We start from the raw sequence: 15,758 nt of genomic DNA on the forward strand, positions 1-15,758 counted from the left end.
CGGAAAAACGCTTCTTCATGGGGATGTCCTCATGTGGCTTATGAAGACATTACTAACATCGGGGTGTACTAATCAACTGGGAGCAGGTCAAGTAAAACCGGCAAACGTTTTCATGTAAACAGCGCCAAAGGCATCCAGTCTTTTTCTGATATGTTCGTCGGTTTCACCATATACAGTCAGGCCAGTTACATCAACATGTGAAATAAAGCGTTCAGCAAACGGAGCAAAGGTCACATCAACATGAGATACCAGTGCATCCGCCTTATAACCTTCAATGATATGTGCTGTTTTTTGATCATCACTGACGCTGTACATATAGGTCAGTGTTCCCGGTTCTTTTTCAGTCTCTTTTACAATTTCAGACGCCAGATTACGAAAATTAGCAAACTGTCCTTCTTTTACAGAAAGAGTGAATACACAAATAATTTCATTCTTCATTACATCATCCTGCATAATGGATAGTAAAGAAATAACATCTCATTTCAATTTTGCTGATTACATCCCGACATTAATCAACATAAATAATCCGGTTGACCTCTTTCGATAATCATCATGTCGATTGGAAATATAAGCAACGAATGTAAATATTGCGTGTTCAGTACCGTGATATCAAGTCAGGCACGGTACTGGACGTCCGGCAATTTTAAAAATGTTCTTTAACCTGACTTTTTCATCGTTTCCGCAAAAATTTCGCCAGAAATAGCCCAGTTTTCAGTTTTCACATCATTGAAAATGACATAAACATATTGTGGGTCGACACTGGCGTGTGTGGCAATCGCTTCTGTTACCGCACGTGCAATAGCAGGTTTAGCCTCATCGCGGCCATCAAACATCTGAATATTTACTACAGGCATGGTATGTCCCCTCATTGTGAATAGTTAACAGATAGTGTGTTGCAGAATCTGTTAACTATCGTCGTACAGAGTGAACAATTGATAAACCCATATGTGGGGGACGCTGTGGGGAATTTTTTTCCCTAATCAGGCAAATCTATCGATATCGGCCAGCCGGATCAGTTCATCAATAATGAACCTGACCCCGGGCATGAGTGCCCTGGCACGAGGCCAGATTACGCTCAGTTCTGTAGGCGACGGTGTCAGTTCCGGTAGAACGGGAATAAGTCTCGCATCAGCAAAATAGGGGCGCAGTAGCGATTCAGGGAACTGTATAATGCCTGCTCCGGCAATCCCCGCTGCTATCATGGCATCACCGTCACTTATCTGATGAAATGGAACAGGATTGAAACGTATATCCTGTCCTTGCGGATCGCGAACTAGCCAGTTGAGTGGCGAGCCTCCCCGCCAGGCCATAACACATCGATGTTTATGCAAATCTTCCAGGGTAAGAGGTGTTCCATAACGGGACAGATACTCTGGTGACGCACACAGGAGCAAATGTTGTGCATTCAGGGAGCGGGCAACTAAATCAGTCGTGTCTTTCAGAGGACCAAAGCGAATAGCAAGGTCAAACCCCATATCCAGTGGATCGATAATACGGTCATTGAATGTCAGCACCAGTCGTAGCTCAGGATACTGCGCGGCGATTTGCAGCAGTACCGGCATCATAACGGTTTTACCAAATGCAGCAGGCATATCAATTCTGACCACGCCTGATGGTTCTGTCTGTCTGGCGAGCAGTGATGACTCTGCGGCCTGCATTGTTTCCAGTGCGCTTCTGCAACTGGCAAGATAAGCCTCACCTTCGGTGGTCAATGTCATTTTTCGTGTTGTACGGTGAAAAAGCTTCGTGCCCAGTCGTTCTTCCAGCCGGACAATGCTCTTACCGATTGCTGAGCGGGTCATTCCCAGTTGCTCGGCTGCTTCTGTAAAACTGTGTGCATCCGCCACGGCAACAAAATGGACAATGGCCCGGAGAGAATCAGTGGTGAAAGGTGCTGGCATACAGGAATTCCACTACAACACACGGCGGGTAGCCGGGGGTGATTTCCCCTGGCCAGTGCCGAAGTGACGGGTCGAAAAATCAAGAAAGCTGCGAAGCTTTGGTGTCAGCCTTCTGTCCGGGGCATACATTACATGCAAAGGTCTTGAGGGTACGCTGTACTCGGGTAATACATGTACGAGTCTGCCTGCCACAATGTGCGGCCACACCAGTTCTGTTGGTTGCATTGCAATACCAAAACCAGACAAGGCTGCGCTGATCAGCGCCTCGCCACTGTCCAGAAGCAGACGCCCGGAAACGGGCAGTGAAACATGGCCTTCCGGACCATCAAATTCCCACTGTGTCCTGAGGGTGGTATGAGTGAAGATCAAACATTCATGCTGCAATAAGTCTTCTGGTTTTTTCAGTAACAGTGTTTTTTTCAGATAATCAGGTGCTGCGCAAAGAAGCAACTGGTAAGGGGCAAGGGATTTTGCCATCAAAGCACTGTCCGCCAGCGCGCCGACACGGAAAACGGCATCGTATCCTTCGTCAATCAGGTCCACTTTACGGTTAGTTAGCGTCATTTCGACCGATATTTCAGGATGTTCTTCAAGAAATAGCGGCAGAAGAGGGGCAAGCGCATTGATGCCGAATGTCACGGGGGCATTGATTTTAAGTCTGCCACGCGGAACAACCCTCACTTCCTCGGCAAACGATTCGGCAATTTCTACCTCCGCAAGAATAATTTTTGCACGCTCATAAAAATGATGGCCCGCCTCAGTCAGGCTATGTTGCCGGGTTGTTCTACTTATTAATCGTACACCAAGATGGTGCTCAAGTGCTGCGACATGCTTACCCACAAGTTGTGCGGACACATTCATTGCATCCGCTGCGGCTGAAAAGGAACCCAGCTCCACAGCTTTGACATAGATAGCCATGCTGGTCAATCGATCCATTGGAAACAATCCAGTTATAATATCCAAACATTAAAGCAATTTATCATGCTATGACGCAATAATAGACTGGTTTCGTTAATCATCAAGAGGAACGAAACATGAAAATTGGCGTAATTGGTACAGGCAATATGGGGGCAGGACTTGCTGCTCTTTTTTCTGGTAAGCATGACGTGTTTATCGGGCATCGGGACCCGGCTAAAGCCGCTGAATTGGCTCACAAAATAGGTGATTCAGTTCAGGGGGGAGGGATTGCCGCTGCTATCTCCGTTGCAGACATTATTATTCTTGCCACCCCTTACCTTGCAGCAACAGACGTATTTTCAGCCGCTGGTGATCTGGAAGGCAAAGTGCTGGTCGATATTTCTAATCCGGTGAGTGCTGATTTCAGTGAACTGGTTATTGGTCATGAGACCTCAGCGGCAGAAGAAATTCAGAAACTGGTTCCGAAGGCTAACGTTGTAAAAGCGTTCAATACGCTTTTTGCTCAACTGCTCCCGGAAGAATCACGTCAGAGCAACAAATTACAGGTATTTATTGCCGGGAATAATGACCAGGCTCGTGAGCAGGTAGCTGAACTGGCCACATCTGTGAATCTGGAGCCGGTAAATGCGGGCCTTCTCAAGAACAGCCGTTACCTTGAGCCTCTTGGCGCTATGAATATCCAGTTTGGCTATTTCCTGGGTCAGGGGCCGGTAGTCGCTCCTGCCTGGGTGAAAGCCTGAATATTCTGAACAATTATCCGGCTCCCCCTCTGTCGGATAATTTTATTGGAGCCTGTTCGATTACTAAACCGTTTCAGACGGGTTCATCTGCACATACAATTTATCCGGACATTGTCGTGAAAAATTTTAAAAAGTATGTTGTTAAATGGGTTTTCACTCTTCTTATGACCATTTCAACTCATGCCGTATTTGCCGCTTCTGCCGTTGATGTTATTGGTCGGGATTTTGTTTTTTCTGCTCCGCCTGAGGGGATGCCATCCAGGCTGTCCGATTTTAAGGGCTTAAAGTTAAATACCTTTACCACAAGTGATGGGGTCAAACTTCGGTACTGGGAAGCAGGGAAAGGGAAGCCTCTGGTGTTTGTTCCTGGTTGGGCAGCTAACGGGGCAGAGTATATCTATGTGATGTACCTTTTAAGCCAGGACTTTCATGTTTATGTACTGGATCCCAGAAATCAGGGGCTATCTGAATCCGCATCCTACGGAAGTCGTATATCTCGTTTTGCCATGGATCTCCGGGAAATGACGCAGCATGCAGGTATTACTAAAGCCAGTTTTAGTGGATGGTCCATGGGGGCATCTGTTCTGTGGAGTTATATCGATTTATTTGGGACTTCTGACATAGAACGAATTGCATTTGTGGATGAGCCCCCCTCTATCTACAGCCATCAAAACTGGACAGAGCAGGAACGCCTGCAAGCTGGCGGAAGTGTGACTTCACCCGAAGCAATGATCGAAGCATTCCGTGGTATGAAAACACCGAATAAGCTTGTTTCCGACCTGAATGCATTCGAACGGGTTCAGTTAATGGACTCTCCATGGTTTGCGAGTTCTGAGAATTTTTCCCGTCAAGTAACTCGTAACAAACCGCAGGATCTCGAACGGGTACTCTTTGATCATCTGACCAATGACTGGCGGGATGTTATTGAACACAAAATAGATATTCCAACGGCAATCTTCACCGGTGAATACAGTCCATATATTGAAAGCCAGCGCTGGATGCAGTCGGTTATTCCAGACTCCAGATTATTTATTTTTACCCGAGCAGAACAAGGTGATCACTTTTTGATGTTCAAAAACCCGCTCAAATTTACGTCTGAACTTAAATCGTTTCTGAACGAGAAAGTGAATGGAAATTTCAACACAACTGAGAGTGATAATAAACTCAATAAATAAAGGGAAATATAATTTTTTTCAACTACCCATTAGGAATTGGATTAGTGGGAGTGCCCCCTATTAAGTTGTCAGGCATGTTTATGGCGCAGTAGGGGGATAAAAGAACCACCACTCATCATAGCCAATTGCTGCTTAAGGCGTGCGATTTCGGTTGCCTGCTGCTCACGCTCAGAGGTGGAGCCCTGCTGACGTTGTTAACTGCACCAGGCGTAGAGTTTATAATCGTGCAGGCTGAGCTCCCTGGCGGCTTTGGCCACGCCGATACGCTCAGCCTGCGCCTGCTGGTGAAACTCCGGGGTATATCGATTACGGGATGTCTTCTTCATAGATTTTGCTTGCATCATGGTTCATCTTGTTAACGATTTACTCGCTTAACAGCGTGTCCGCTATGTCGTGGGTAGGATCATGCCTCCGCCGAACCGCACCGTCTCATAAGCCCAGACGTCTGCAACGAGCAGACTCATTACCAAAAACTCAGCCTTACTTACTCATCAGTATCTGTTCTTTTGGTATCCACTACTACCAATTCAACATCGTTCTCTTCGATCAGCTTGAGGATGTTTTTTGGTGGTGTTTTATCCGTGATGATATGATCGATATCCGACCAGCTGCAGGATTGATACATCAGTTGTAGATTAAATTTGGCGAAGGTTGCAATACAAATCACTTTTTTTGACTGTTTAGCCATGGCGACTTTTTGCAGTGCATCAAGTTCTGTATCTGTGGTGATGCCACTTTCCGATAATGCACTGACGCCAATAAATGCTTTATCCGCATAATAACGCTTAATTTGCTCCAAGACGGTATTACCTAATATTGCGTGAGAATAGTCATCAAAATTACCGCCCAATACTGAAATACTAATCCCTTTATTTCCAATGATCTCGCCTAACACTTCAATGGAGTTGGTAATGACACTAACCGGTGACGGAAGCTGGCGGGCGAGGGCGGCAGATGTCGTACCGGCATCAATAAACAGGATCTCTTTTTCATTAATGGTTTTAGCCGCCCAGGCAGAAAGTAATGTTTTTTCAGCACTGTATTGTGCACGCTGAACATAAGGCAATTCGACACGCTTTTCTGCCAGAATAGCTCCACCGCGAATACGCAATATATGCGGAAGTTGTGTCAGTTTGACTAAATCCCGACGTGCAGAATCTGATGAAATATTATACTGCTGACAGATGTAATCGAGAGTCACTTTACCCTGATTTTTTATTAATTCCTCTAACTCGATCAAGCGTTCTTCTTGCGTCATTACGTATTCCAATCTTCTGAGTAAGGATAACCAGGCCATGTTAGCTGAAAACGTGGTTTGCGTACACGGCTTCATGACCGACCGGGTACGTCCTCATGGAAGGAGAACTTACTTCTTATCATTAACACTAAATCACTTAAAAACACTTACTGATATGTCTGTTTAAATGCATTAACATTCATTTTGTGTATAAAAAGCAATCTATATACTTAAAATTAAGTGATGAAAATCACATAAATATAATGATTTGTAAGTGATTTGGTTCTTTTTGAGATTCGGGTCACGGAATCCTGTGACCAGTACTGAGAGCATGCACCCGTCAAATGAAAAGAACGCTTTCTGGCAGATTTCATTCCCAATACGAAATGACCAGGCGAACGATAGCTACCAGTCCATGGTACGTGACCGAATGAAATGCCGGGCCAGAGTTACACACTATTTTTATAAAGAGGGCTGGATATGAAAAAAATTTTTCTCTGCTGCGCTGCCGGTATGTCAACCAGCATTGTGGTGAATAAAATGAAGCAGGCTGCCAGTGCCAAAGGTATCGAGGCTGAAATTATTGCTGTGGCGATGGAAGAGTTTGAATCGACCATCTCGCATTTTGATTGCTGTCTGATGGGGCCGCAAATCAAATATAAATTCGAAGAGTTTAAGGCGATTGCTCAACGTGAAGGAAAGCCGATAGCCATCATCAGCAATATGGATTACGGCATGCTCAAAGGTGAGAAAATCCTTAATGATGCTCTGAAGATGATTCAGGATTCTCAAACTAACCCAGTGCAATAATTTTACAGGGTAATATCATGTCGAACGCATTTTTTAATTTTATCGAAAATAAAATTACGCCCGTTGCCGCCGTTGCCGGAACCCAGCGTCATATTATGGCGGTTCGCGACGGTTTTATTGGCGCGATGCCTTTTATGATCGTGGGCTCTTTTTTACTTATTTTTGCGTTTCCGCCTTTTGCACCGGATACCACCTTCTTTATTGGCAAACTTTGGTTATCCGTTTCCCAGCAGTATTTCAACGAAATCATGACCCCCTTTCATATGACGATGGGGATTATGGCTTGCTATATCAGTGCAGGGATAGCTTACAACCTGGCACAAACGTACAAGCTGGATGCGTTCTCTTGCGCCATGCTGTCGCTGATGACCTTCCTCCTGATCACTTCTCCTTACAAAGAGGGTTCGCTGCCGGCGGCCTTCCTCGGCGGATCGGGGATTTTTACCGCGATTCTGGTGGGGATTTTCTGTGTTGAGTTGGTCCGCATTCTGAAGCTATACAACATTGGTATCAAGCTGCCAGAACAAGTGCCGGATAAAATTCGCCATTCATTCAACCTTTTGATCCCGGCGATTGTCATTATCTGCACCATCTACCCGTTGAACGTGGTGTTACAACACCAGTTCGGCATGCTGTTACCTGAAATAATCATGACCGCCTTTACCCCGCTGATTTCTGCGGCGGACTCTCTGCCAGCGGTGCTGATTGCTGTCTTACTCTGCCAGGTTTTGTGGTTCTCTGGCATCAACGGCGGGGCGATTGTCGGCGGCATCCTGCAACCATTCTACTTGATTAATCTTGGACTTAACCAGACGGCGCTGGCCAACGGTTTGCCCATCCCACATATCTTCGCGGAGGCGTTTTGGGCCTTCTTTATCAACCTCGGTGGTTCGGGTGCCACGCTGGCGCTGGTTATCCTCTACATGCGCAGTAAAGCGGTACACCTCCGAGCCATCGGCAAGCTGTCGGTGGTACCGGTCTGCTTCAACATCAACGAACCGGTCATCTTTGGTAGCCCGGTGGTGATGAATCCGGTGCTATTTATTCCTTTCATCGTCGCCCCGGTGGTGAACGCAATCATTGCCTGGTTTGCCACCACCAGTGGTCTGATTGCCAAAGTCATCTCTCTGGTTCCCTGGACCACGCCCGCACCGGTTGGCGCTGCGTGGGGTGCAGGCTGGGTCATGAACAATACGTTGCTGGTTATCACGCTGATTGTTATCGACATCTTCATCTACCTGCCTTTCTTCAAAATTTATGAAAAGCAGCTTCTTGAGCAAGAACGTGAGCAGGAAATGGCCACGGCATAAGCCGTCCATTCCGCCTTCTTTTATTGAGTGGAGACAAAACATGGATATGGAATCAACGGTCATGGAGTTGATTATAAACGCCGGGGAATCGCGCAGCTATGCGATGGAAGCCCTGCGTGCCGCCAAACGCGGTGAGTGGGAGCTGGTTGATGCAAAACTTGCTGCTTCGGCGGAAGCCTCGAAACGCGCTCACGATGTTCAGACCATGCTGATTGGCCTGGACGAAGGCTGCGGCAAAGTGCAGGTCAATCTGGTGCTGGTCCATGCGCAGGATCACATCATGACCTCAATGCTGGCCCGTGAACTGATTGCAGAAATCATCGACGTACAGCGCCAGCTACAGCGCTAACCTTCTTATTCAGGAGTAAAAAATGACATTTCCACGTGATTTTTTGTGGGGCGGCGCGGTTGCGGCTAACCAGTGTGAAGGGGCCTGGAATATTGATGGCAAAGGCCCGAGTATTCAGGATGTCACTCCGCAAGGGGTAATGGGGCCGATGACGGAGCATCCGACGGACAATAATCTGAAGCTTGCAGGGATCGATTTTTATCATCGTTATAAAGAGGACATTAAACTCTTTGCGGAAATGGGTTTTAAGGTTTTTCGCACCTCGATTGCCTGGTCACGGATCTTTCCCTACGGCGATGAACAAACGCCAAATGAAGCGGGCCTCGCTTTTTATGATGCGCTTTTCGATGAGTGCCATAAATACGGCATTGAGCCGTTAGTCACTCTTTCGCATTACGAAACACCACTGCATCTGACCAAAGAATATAACGGATGGGCAAACCGGGCGATGATCGGTTTTTATACCCGCTACGTCACCACGGTATTTACACGTTATCAGCACAAGGTGAAATACTGGCTGACCTTCAATGAAATTAACTCCGTGCTGCATCATCCCCTGATGAGCGGCGGCATTTTCACGCCTAAGAATGAACTGAGCCAACAGGATCTCTACCAGGCAGTGCACCACGAATTGGTAGCTAGCGCACTGGCTACGAAGATTGGCCGGGAAATCATGCCGCAGGCGAAATTTGGCTGCATGGTATTAAGCCTGCCCATTTACCCGCTGACGCCAAACCCGGATGACGTCATCGCCTGCATGCATGCCGATCACCGGAATGATTTCTTTGCGGATGTGCACGTTCGCGGAAATTACCCTGGTTATATGCAGCGTTATTTCCGCGAGCAAAACATTGATCTGCAGATGGAAGAAGAGGATGTGCAGATCCTGACGCATACCGTCGATTTCCTCTCATTCAGTTATTACTTCAGTACCTGCGAAACTGTGCAAACTAACGTGGATGGAGCTACCGGAAATTTGATGGGTGGGGTGAAAAATCCGCATTTAGCCGCCAGTGAGTGGGGCTGGCAAATTGACCCACAAGGGTTGCGCTACATCTTAAACAAATACTATGACCGCTATCAACTCCCACTGTTTATTGTGGAGAACGGTCTGGGCGCGAAAGATGTATTAATTACCGAGGGCGTGGGCGAACCCACGGTCAATGACGATTACCGCATCCAGTATTTGCGTGAACATCTGGAACAGGTGCATGAAGCCATTAAGGACGGTGTGCCGGTAATGGGATATACCACCTGGGGTTGTATCGATCTGGTCAGCGCGTCCACCGCACAACTTTCTAAACGCTACGGGTTTATTTACGTCGATCGCAATGACGATGGTAAAGGTTCACTGGCTCGCTACAAGAAAAAATCGTTTTACTGGTATCAGAACGTTATCCATTCCAACGGCGCAGAGCTGTAAGTATTCAGGTGTGATTTAAAACAATGCCACCTGCATTGCGGCGGGTGACACGACGAGGTGGAACATGAAATTAGGCATTCTTGGCACCGGCATGATCGTTAAAGATTTGCTTTCGACGGTTCATAAACTGCCTTTTAGTGGTCTGGCGATTCTAGGCACGCCACAAACGGAAGAGGAAACGCGCGAGCTGGCAGCCCGTTACCACATTGATGATATTTATTTTGATTATCAGGCCATGCTGGACAGCGACGTCGACACAATTTACGTGGCATTACCAAACCATTTGCATTTCCCGTTTGCCAGCCAGGCGCTGCAAAAAGGTAAGCACGTTATTATTGAAAAGCCGATTACCACCAGCGTGGAAGAACTGAACACGCTGAAGAAGCTGGCAACAGGACAAAACGTTATCATGCTGGAAGCGATGAATATTCATTACCTTCCGGCCTATTTATCGCTTCAGTCGCAGCTGTCCCGTATTGGAAAAATCAAGCTGGTGACTCTGAACTACAGCCAATACTCATCGCGTTATGATGACTTTATGGCGGGCATTGTGCACCCGGCTTTTGATGTCAAAAAAGGCGGTGGGGCGCTGATGGACATTAATGTCTACAACCTCCATTTTGTCGCCGGATTGTTTGGTGAGCCGCAAGCGGTTAATTACTTCGCCAATATGCATAACAATATTGATACCAGCGGGATGATGGTACTCGATTATGGTGATTTCAAATGCGTCTGTATTGGCGCTAAAGATTGTAAAGCGCCGACCACCTCGTTGATTCAGGGAGATAAGGGGAATATGCAAATCACCCTGCCGGTCAACCAGATGACAGGTTTCGAGATGGCACTGAATAACGGTGACAGCGCGCAATTTGCGTTTGACCGTCGTGAGCATCGCTTGCTTTATGAATTCCTCGCGTTTATTCGCATTATCGACACCCTGGATTATCAGACTGCTGCACACCTGCTTGACGTAAGCACCCTGGCGGCTCAGATGATTGAAATGGGTAAAAAACAGCTGATTGTGGAGTGAAACAGTGACAACGAAATTAATTCTTGGTTTTATCGGCAATGGCAAAAGTGCTAATCGCTATCACTTGCCGTTTATTCTGTCTCGCGCAGATAAAATAACCACCAAAACCATTTATTCCGCCACGGCAAATCGTGATGGTTGGGATAAATTACCTAACATCACCTATACCAATAATCTGGATGTGCTATTGGGTGACCCGGAAATACAGGTGGTGGTGGTTAGCACCCCGGCCGCCTTGCATTATGAGTTTGCGCTGAAGGTTTTACAGGCCGGAAAACACTGCGTGGTAGAAAAACCCTTTACCCATACACGTGAAGAGGCCGAAACCTTATATAACCTGGCTAAAGAAAAAGGATTAATGGTGCAGTGTTATCAGAATCGCCGTTTCGACAGCGATTTTTTGACCACCCAGAAGGTGATTGAATCGGGCAAGCTCGGTGATTTACTCGAAGTGGAGATGCACTATGACTATTACCGCCCTTACATCCCGGAGTCGGTCAACGAATTCAGTGCCATTAACTCCTACCTGTATGGCCACGGTTGCCACACCCTCGACCAGGTGATTTCATACTTTGGTGCGCCGGACCATGTTAATTACGACGTGCGCCAGCTGTTAGGTGAAGGGCGTATGAACGATTACTTCGATGTGGATATGTTCTACGGTGCATTAAAAGTCTCGGTAAAATCGAGCTATTTCCGCATCAAAGAGCGTCCGAGTTTTGTGGCTTACGGCAAGAAAGGGATGTTTATCAAACACAGTAAGGATAAGCAGGAACATCACCTCAAGCTCTTTTATATGCCTGATAACGCCGATTTTGGTCAGGACACTCCGGAAGATTACGGTGTGCTGACCTGGATGGATGACGCAGGTATATATCACGAAGAAAAAGTTGTCACTGAACAAGGTGATTATGCCCGCTATTATGATGCCCTCTATGAGACAATTATTAACGGCAAAGAAAAACTGGTGAAAGATGATGAAACCCTGCTGCAAATTAATTTACTGCAAGCGGGCATCACTGGCCTGAAGTAAAACACATCGTACCATAGGGTTGTATTGTTAATATAAAACAATGCAACCCTGTTTTTATAATAAGACCGACCATCATGGGTGATGTCACCTGTGCACCTCATTACGCCTGTTGTTAAAGAATAACTAAATAAAATTTAATTATAGGATTGATATGAATATTCATATACCCGTACTCTGCTCCGTTACATTAAGTGCCTGTTCTTTATTGGTGGCGAATGCGCTGTATGCAGCGCCGCTAACCCTGGAAGAGCGTGTGGCACTTCTCGAGAATAAGCTCTCCTCCAATATGAAGGAATTAGATGCCACCAAAGCGCAGCTTAAAAAATATGAATCGGTAATACCACCGTTGGAAGTTATTTCTGCCAATGTGGCGGCGCCAGAAAAAGTCGCTCCTGCTTCGTCGATGACTCTGGCAGATATCAGTAAATATGTGAAAGAAGATATCGGCTTTAATTATTCCGGCTATTTCCGCTCGGGATATGCGGTGGGAAACCGGGGCTCGGCAAAATCCTACGCCATTGGTTCCTTGGGGCGTTTTGGTCAGGAAAACAGCTCCTGGTACGATCTTGAATTTTCGCAGCGGGTTTACCGCGATGGCAATAAAACGGCCAAAGCGGTTGTGATGCTCGACGGCAACGTCGGCGGACAATACAGCGCTGGCTGGTTTGACAGCACTTCTGACAACCTGCTGCAATTTTCCGATATCTATCTGACCACGAAGGGTTTTTTGCCTTTTGCCCCGGAGGCTGATTTCTGGGTGGGCAAACATACGTTGCCGAAGTTTGAAATCCAGATGCTCGACTTCAAATACCACAAATCGGACTCCGCCGCCGGGATTGGGCTGGAAAACTGGCAACTGGGGCCAGGCAAGGTCAACGTAGCGCTGGTACGTGAAGACCTTGATGCCCACGCGGTCGACAGCAGCGTCAGCCAGACTCAACAGATCAACACCAACACGATTGATGCCCGCTACACCGCAATGCCCCTATGGGATAGAGCCACGTTGGATCTGTTTGGTCGCTACTCTGCTGCTAACAAAACCGACCTGAATAAGCACGATGAAAACAACGGCACGTATTACAGTGTGAAAGATGCCTGGCATGCCGGGGCGCGGTTGACGCAAAACTGGCAGAACGGCGGGTTTACCTATGTGACTGCCCAGATGGCAAACAACTCGATCGCCAGTGGCATGGCTCTGGTGACCGACTCCAGTGCGCTGTATGGCTATAACGGGCAGTATTACGGTGAACACACTAACGGCACGGCCTGGCGCGTACTCTCCGAAGGGGAAAACTACTTGTTGCCAAACGTGATCATGGCTCATGCCCTGGTGTATGCCGCTGGCAATGATATCTATGACTACTACACTGGTGGCCACACCGACTTCAACTCCACCCGTGCGGTGGTGCGTCCGGCGTATATCTGGGACACCTTTAACCAGACGGGAGTTGAACTGGGCTGGTTCGATCAGCGCAATAAAGCGGGCGGCGAGACGTACCATGAGTCGGGCCTGAAAACGACGTTGTTCCACACCTTCAAAGTGGGCACCAGCATGCTGACCTCGCGTCCGGAGATCCGTTTCTTCGCCACTTATCTGAAAACATTCGATAACGAGATAACTCAGTTCACCTTTAACGACAATAAGAAAGATCAGTTTACCGTCGGGGCACAGGCAGAAGTGTGGTGGTAAATCGCAATTGGCAGCACACTATCTACTATTCTTGATCTTAAATTACGGATTGGTTATCAGACTACCCATGCAGGAATCCTGTCTCATTCTGAACCTGGATTCCTGCATGCCAATATATGCAGATTAAAAAATTATGGCCCACCGATAAATAAGGGCAGTTTGGGATTGCACGTTATCAAGACTGGGTGGTCGGGTGCGATGGAGCAGCAGGCGATTACATAGGATTTTTCACATCGCTTTGGAGAACTGGCATTATCCTACACACCAGCGCTCACTTGCTCGGCGGTATGAGCCATGTCACCAGGATTGGGCAAGTATTAGTTGCGGTGCTCGAGTCCGGCACATAGAAACAGTTCGAACTCGGTGAACCAGGCTATCTTCAGACCCAACGGATGTCAGGCGAGGCTGGCGCTTAAATGCCACTTCAAACAACGCCCGGGGTGTCGTGGGGTGAGGGTTCATGGTGTAACTCCTGTTCGGTGACCCTGGCCGTTGGGCTGCTCGGGTGTTTCGGGTACAAAAGAAAGGGAAGTCAGTTCGCCGGATTTTGGTCTGGTCTGCCGTTTTGAGGCGGTGCTGGATGTGCCGGAAGCGTATTTTTATGCTGTCGATGAAGATCACGCAACGCTAATCTTGCAGTATCATTGTTATAAGAAAAGTAACCCTAATACAACGTTATTGATTATGCCGCAATAGACCTTCCTTTATGTATCAAGTCTGAGTAATTCTCTGACATTACTCGATTTTTTGTGAAATGCTGAGGGGGGAAATTCCTCGCAGTCTGAAAAGCAGATCCTTTATCAGGATCTGCTCTTAAGAGCGTTATCGATCAGGCTGCTCCTGACGCCTAATGTTGTTGAGCATAAATATATGGCGCAACATATCCTTCCCGATTTGTATCCAGATAATCAGCCCACCACTGCATCATTGCCTTACGAGCATCGAGATATTCTGCTTTATGGATGTAAGCTGCTCGAACGCTGTTGCGTTCCTGATGGCTCATTTGACGTTCAACCGCATCCTGTGACCATAGCCCAGACTCCATCAGAGCACTACAGGCCATTGCCCGGAATCCGTGGCCGCAGATTTCATCTTTCGTGTCATAACCCATCAAGCGCAGCGCTTTGTTGACCGTGTTTTCGCACATTGGTTTGTACGGATTATGGTCACCGGGAAATATCAGTTCCTGATGCCCGGAGATTTCCCGTATCTCTTTCAGAATAGCGATGGACTGACGGGATAGGGGAACGATATGCGGCGTGCGCATTTTCGCACCACGCCCGGAATAACGCACACCGGGGATGGTTTCACGGGTAGCCGGAATGGTCCAGATTTTGTTTCTAAAATCGATCTCAGACCAACGGGCAAAGCGCAACTCGCTGGAACGGATGAACAGGTGCAGAGTAAGTGATACTGCCAAACGTGTTAATTCTCGCCCTTGCTTGTAGTCCTCAATGCGAGTCAACAGTTCCGGTAGTTTCTCCAGCAGAAGGGCAGGGTAGTGGCGTTTAACGGGCGGGGCGATTATACCGTCCAGATCAGCCGCCGGATTATGCTCTATCAACTCCTGATGCACGGCATGACGCATGATGTTGCACATATGCTGTCGGGTTCGTGTCGCCACTTCCAGCAGACCTTTTTTCTCAATCCCTTTCAGCAGGTCGATGAAATGGCGGGTTTTTAGTTCTGTGACTGGCAGGTGTCCAATTATCGGGAAGATATGATTGTTCATGCTGGCAAGCAGACGGGCGGCATGGTTCTCTGACCAGGCTCTGTTGTTTTTATGCCAGCTTAGTGCCACTGATTTGAAGGTTTCCTCTGGCGAGGCAGTGACTCTTTCAGCAGAACGTTGTTGTGCTGGATTGATATTCTGCGCCAGTAATTTACGAATACCGTCACGTTGTTGACGAGCATCGGCCAAAGATACACCGGGATAGGCACCTAAGCCGAGGCGTGATTCTTTTCTATTGATGCGATATTTGAGATACCAGAGACGTGATCCGCCTGGATTAACTAAAAGGTACAAACCATGAGAATCAGAAACTTTGAAGGGTTTTTCGGATGCTTTTAAGTTGCGGATTTTTGAGTCGTTAAGAGACATTTGGGGGTCACTCCGTCATCGAACCAACTTGACCCCAAATC

15 protein-coding genes and 2 pseudogenes are annotated in these 15,758 nt (G+C 47.4%); 10 read left to right on the plus strand and 7 right to left on the minus strand.

Annotation, left to right across the window (positions count from 1 at the left end; genetic code table 11):
- Window positions 1–87: 87 nt before the first annotated feature.
- The 4 genes from HGO41_RS25020 to HGO41_RS25035 form a co-directional block, all read right to left on the minus strand.
- Window positions 88–438 carry a putative quinol monooxygenase gene (locus HGO41_RS25020; RefSeq protein ID WP_250981608.1) on the minus strand — a complete coding sequence of 117 codons (351 nt, stop codon included), beginning with the start codon at window positions 436–438 and terminating at the stop codon, window positions 88–90.
- A 218-nt stretch (window positions 439–656) separates the two neighbouring features.
- Complete coding sequence (locus HGO41_RS25025) at window positions 657–854, minus strand: tautomerase family protein (RefSeq protein WP_039359963.1); 198 nt, start codon at window positions 852–854, stop codon at window positions 657–659.
- Between the two features lie 126 nt (window positions 855–980).
- Window positions 981–1,901 carry a LysR family transcriptional regulator gene (locus HGO41_RS25030; RefSeq protein ID WP_039493218.1) on the minus strand — a complete coding sequence of 307 codons (921 nt, stop codon included), beginning with the start codon at window positions 1,899–1,901 and terminating at the stop codon, window positions 981–983.
- Between the two features lie 12 nt (window positions 1,902–1,913).
- Window positions 1,914–2,837, minus strand: coding sequence for a LysR family transcriptional regulator (locus HGO41_RS25035; RefSeq protein ID WP_250981609.1), 924 nt, complete (start codon window positions 2,835–2,837; stop codon window positions 1,914–1,916).
- Window positions 2,838–2,935: 98 nt separating this feature from the next.
- Here HGO41_RS25035 and HGO41_RS25040 point away from each other — a divergent pair, with 98 nt between their 5' ends.
- Both HGO41_RS25040 and HGO41_RS25045 read left to right on the plus strand, forming a co-directional pair.
- Entirely contained in the window at window positions 2,936–3,559 is a 624-nt protein-coding gene (locus HGO41_RS25040; protein WP_072440259.1) for an NADPH-dependent F420 reductase, read from the plus strand.
- Window positions 3,560–3,675: 116 nt separating this feature from the next.
- A complete protein-coding gene (locus tag HGO41_RS25045; protein WP_199735118.1) occupies window positions 3,676–4,734 on the plus strand; it encodes an alpha/beta fold hydrolase in 1,059 nt (352 codons plus the stop codon).
- A gap of 119 nt (window positions 4,735–4,853) precedes the next feature.
- On the opposite strand, the pseudogene HGO41_RS25050 reads toward HGO41_RS25045, so the two are convergent.
- Both HGO41_RS25050 and HGO41_RS25055 read right to left on the minus strand, forming a co-directional pair.
- A pseudogene (locus HGO41_RS25050) lies at window positions 4,854–5,078 on the minus strand (transposase); the annotation flags it as partial.
- Between the two features lie 140 nt (window positions 5,079–5,218).
- Window positions 5,219–5,992: a DeoR/GlpR family DNA-binding transcription regulator gene (locus tag HGO41_RS25055; protein WP_039493222.1), complete on the minus strand. Its 774-nt coding sequence runs from the start codon at window positions 5,990–5,992 to the stop codon at window positions 5,219–5,221.
- 459 nt (window positions 5,993–6,451) lie between these two features.
- Between HGO41_RS25055 and HGO41_RS25060 the strand changes: the two genes are divergently transcribed.
- The 8 genes and pseudogenes from HGO41_RS25060 to HGO41_RS25095 all read left to right on the plus strand — a co-directional run.
- Complete coding sequence (locus tag HGO41_RS25060; protein ID WP_123333019.1) at window positions 6,452–6,781, plus strand: PTS sugar transporter subunit IIB; 330 nt, start codon at window positions 6,452–6,454, stop codon at window positions 6,779–6,781.
- 17 nt (window positions 6,782–6,798) lie between these two features.
- Window positions 6,799–8,091, plus strand: a complete 1,293-nt coding sequence (locus HGO41_RS25065; protein WP_200550572.1) for a PTS sugar transporter subunit IIC — start codon at window positions 6,799–6,801, stop codon at window positions 8,089–8,091.
- Between the two features lie 40 nt (window positions 8,092–8,131).
- Window positions 8,132–8,440 (plus strand): PTS lactose/cellobiose transporter subunit IIA, encoded by a 309-nt coding sequence (locus HGO41_RS25070; RefSeq protein WP_123333023.1) that lies wholly within the window; start codon window positions 8,132–8,134, stop codon window positions 8,438–8,440.
- A 22-nt stretch (window positions 8,441–8,462) separates the two neighbouring features.
- On the plus strand, window positions 8,463–9,863 hold the full coding sequence (locus HGO41_RS25075; RefSeq protein WP_200550573.1) for a glycoside hydrolase family 1 protein: 1,401 nt from the start codon (window positions 8,463–8,465) through the stop codon (window positions 9,861–9,863).
- A gap of 64 nt (window positions 9,864–9,927) precedes the next feature.
- Window positions 9,928–10,893: a Gfo/Idh/MocA family protein gene (locus HGO41_RS25080; protein ID WP_039493233.1), complete on the plus strand. Its 966-nt coding sequence runs from the start codon at window positions 9,928–9,930 to the stop codon at window positions 10,891–10,893.
- Between the two features lie 4 nt (window positions 10,894–10,897).
- The gene (locus tag HGO41_RS25085; protein ID WP_039493235.1) at window positions 10,898–11,926 is read left to right on the plus strand and encodes a Gfo/Idh/MocA family oxidoreductase; all 1,029 of its coding nucleotides are present in this window, start codon (window positions 10,898–10,900) and stop codon (window positions 11,924–11,926) included.
- A 151-nt stretch (window positions 11,927–12,077) separates the two neighbouring features.
- Window positions 12,078–13,616, plus strand: a complete 1,539-nt coding sequence (locus tag HGO41_RS25090; RefSeq protein WP_250981610.1) for a carbohydrate porin — start codon at window positions 12,078–12,080, stop codon at window positions 13,614–13,616.
- A gap of 522 nt (window positions 13,617–14,138) precedes the next feature.
- A pseudogene (locus HGO41_RS25095) lies at window positions 14,139–14,312 on the plus strand (helix-turn-helix domain-containing protein); the annotation flags it as partial.
- Window positions 14,313–14,463: 151 nt separating this feature from the next.
- Here HGO41_RS25095 and HGO41_RS25100 read toward each other — a convergent pair.
- Window positions 14,464–15,717 carry a tyrosine-type recombinase/integrase gene (locus tag HGO41_RS25100; RefSeq protein ID WP_250981611.1) on the minus strand — a complete coding sequence of 418 codons (1,254 nt, stop codon included), beginning with the start codon at window positions 15,715–15,717 and terminating at the stop codon, window positions 14,464–14,466.
- Window positions 15,718–15,758: the final 41 nt, after the last annotated feature.

Source organism: Rahnella sp. CG8, from assembly GCF_023701875.1.
In the GTDB taxonomy this organism is placed as follows: domain Bacteria; phylum Pseudomonadota; class Gammaproteobacteria; order Enterobacterales; family Enterobacteriaceae; genus Rahnella; species Rahnella aceris.

What these genes read in the sequence shown, in the direction of transcription:
- HGO41_RS25060 (WP_123333019.1), top strand. Translation starts at nt 6,452, where the DNA reads ATGAAAAAAATTTTTCTCTGCTGCGCTGCCGGTATGTCAACCAGCATT.
- HGO41_RS25020 (WP_250981608.1), bottom strand. Translation starts at nt 438, where the DNA reads ATGAAGAATGAAATTATTTGTGTATTCACTCTTTCTGTAAAAGAAGGA.
- HGO41_RS25090 (WP_250981610.1), top strand. Translation starts at nt 12,078, where the DNA reads ATGAATATTCATATACCCGTACTCTGCTCCGTTACATTAAGTGCCTGT.
- HGO41_RS25080 (WP_039493233.1), top strand. Translation starts at nt 9,928, where the DNA reads ATGAAATTAGGCATTCTTGGCACCGGCATGATCGTTAAAGATTTGCTT.
- HGO41_RS25025 (WP_039359963.1), bottom strand. Translation starts at nt 854, where the DNA reads ATGCCTGTAGTAAATATTCAGATGTTTGATGGCCGCGATGAGGCTAAA.
- HGO41_RS25055 (WP_039493222.1), bottom strand. Translation starts at nt 5,992, where the DNA reads ATGACGCAAGAAGAACGCTTGATCGAGTTAGAGGAATTAATAAAAAAT.
- HGO41_RS25100 (WP_250981611.1), bottom strand. Translation starts at nt 15,717, where the DNA reads ATGTCTCTTAACGACTCAAAAATCCGCAACTTAAAAGCATCCGAAAAA.
- HGO41_RS25030 (WP_039493218.1), bottom strand. Translation starts at nt 1,901, where the DNA reads ATGCCAGCACCTTTCACCACTGATTCTCTCCGGGCCATTGTCCATTTT.
- HGO41_RS25070 (WP_123333023.1), top strand. Translation starts at nt 8,132, where the DNA reads ATGGATATGGAATCAACGGTCATGGAGTTGATTATAAACGCCGGGGAA.
- HGO41_RS25065 (WP_200550572.1), top strand. Translation starts at nt 6,799, where the DNA reads ATGTCGAACGCATTTTTTAATTTTATCGAAAATAAAATTACGCCCGTT.
- HGO41_RS25075 (WP_200550573.1), top strand. Translation starts at nt 8,463, where the DNA reads ATGACATTTCCACGTGATTTTTTGTGGGGCGGCGCGGTTGCGGCTAAC.
- HGO41_RS25040 (WP_072440259.1), top strand. Translation starts at nt 2,936, where the DNA reads ATGAAAATTGGCGTAATTGGTACAGGCAATATGGGGGCAGGACTTGCT.
- HGO41_RS25035 (WP_250981609.1), bottom strand. Translation starts at nt 2,837, where the DNA reads ATGGATCGATTGACCAGCATGGCTATCTATGTCAAAGCTGTGGAGCTG.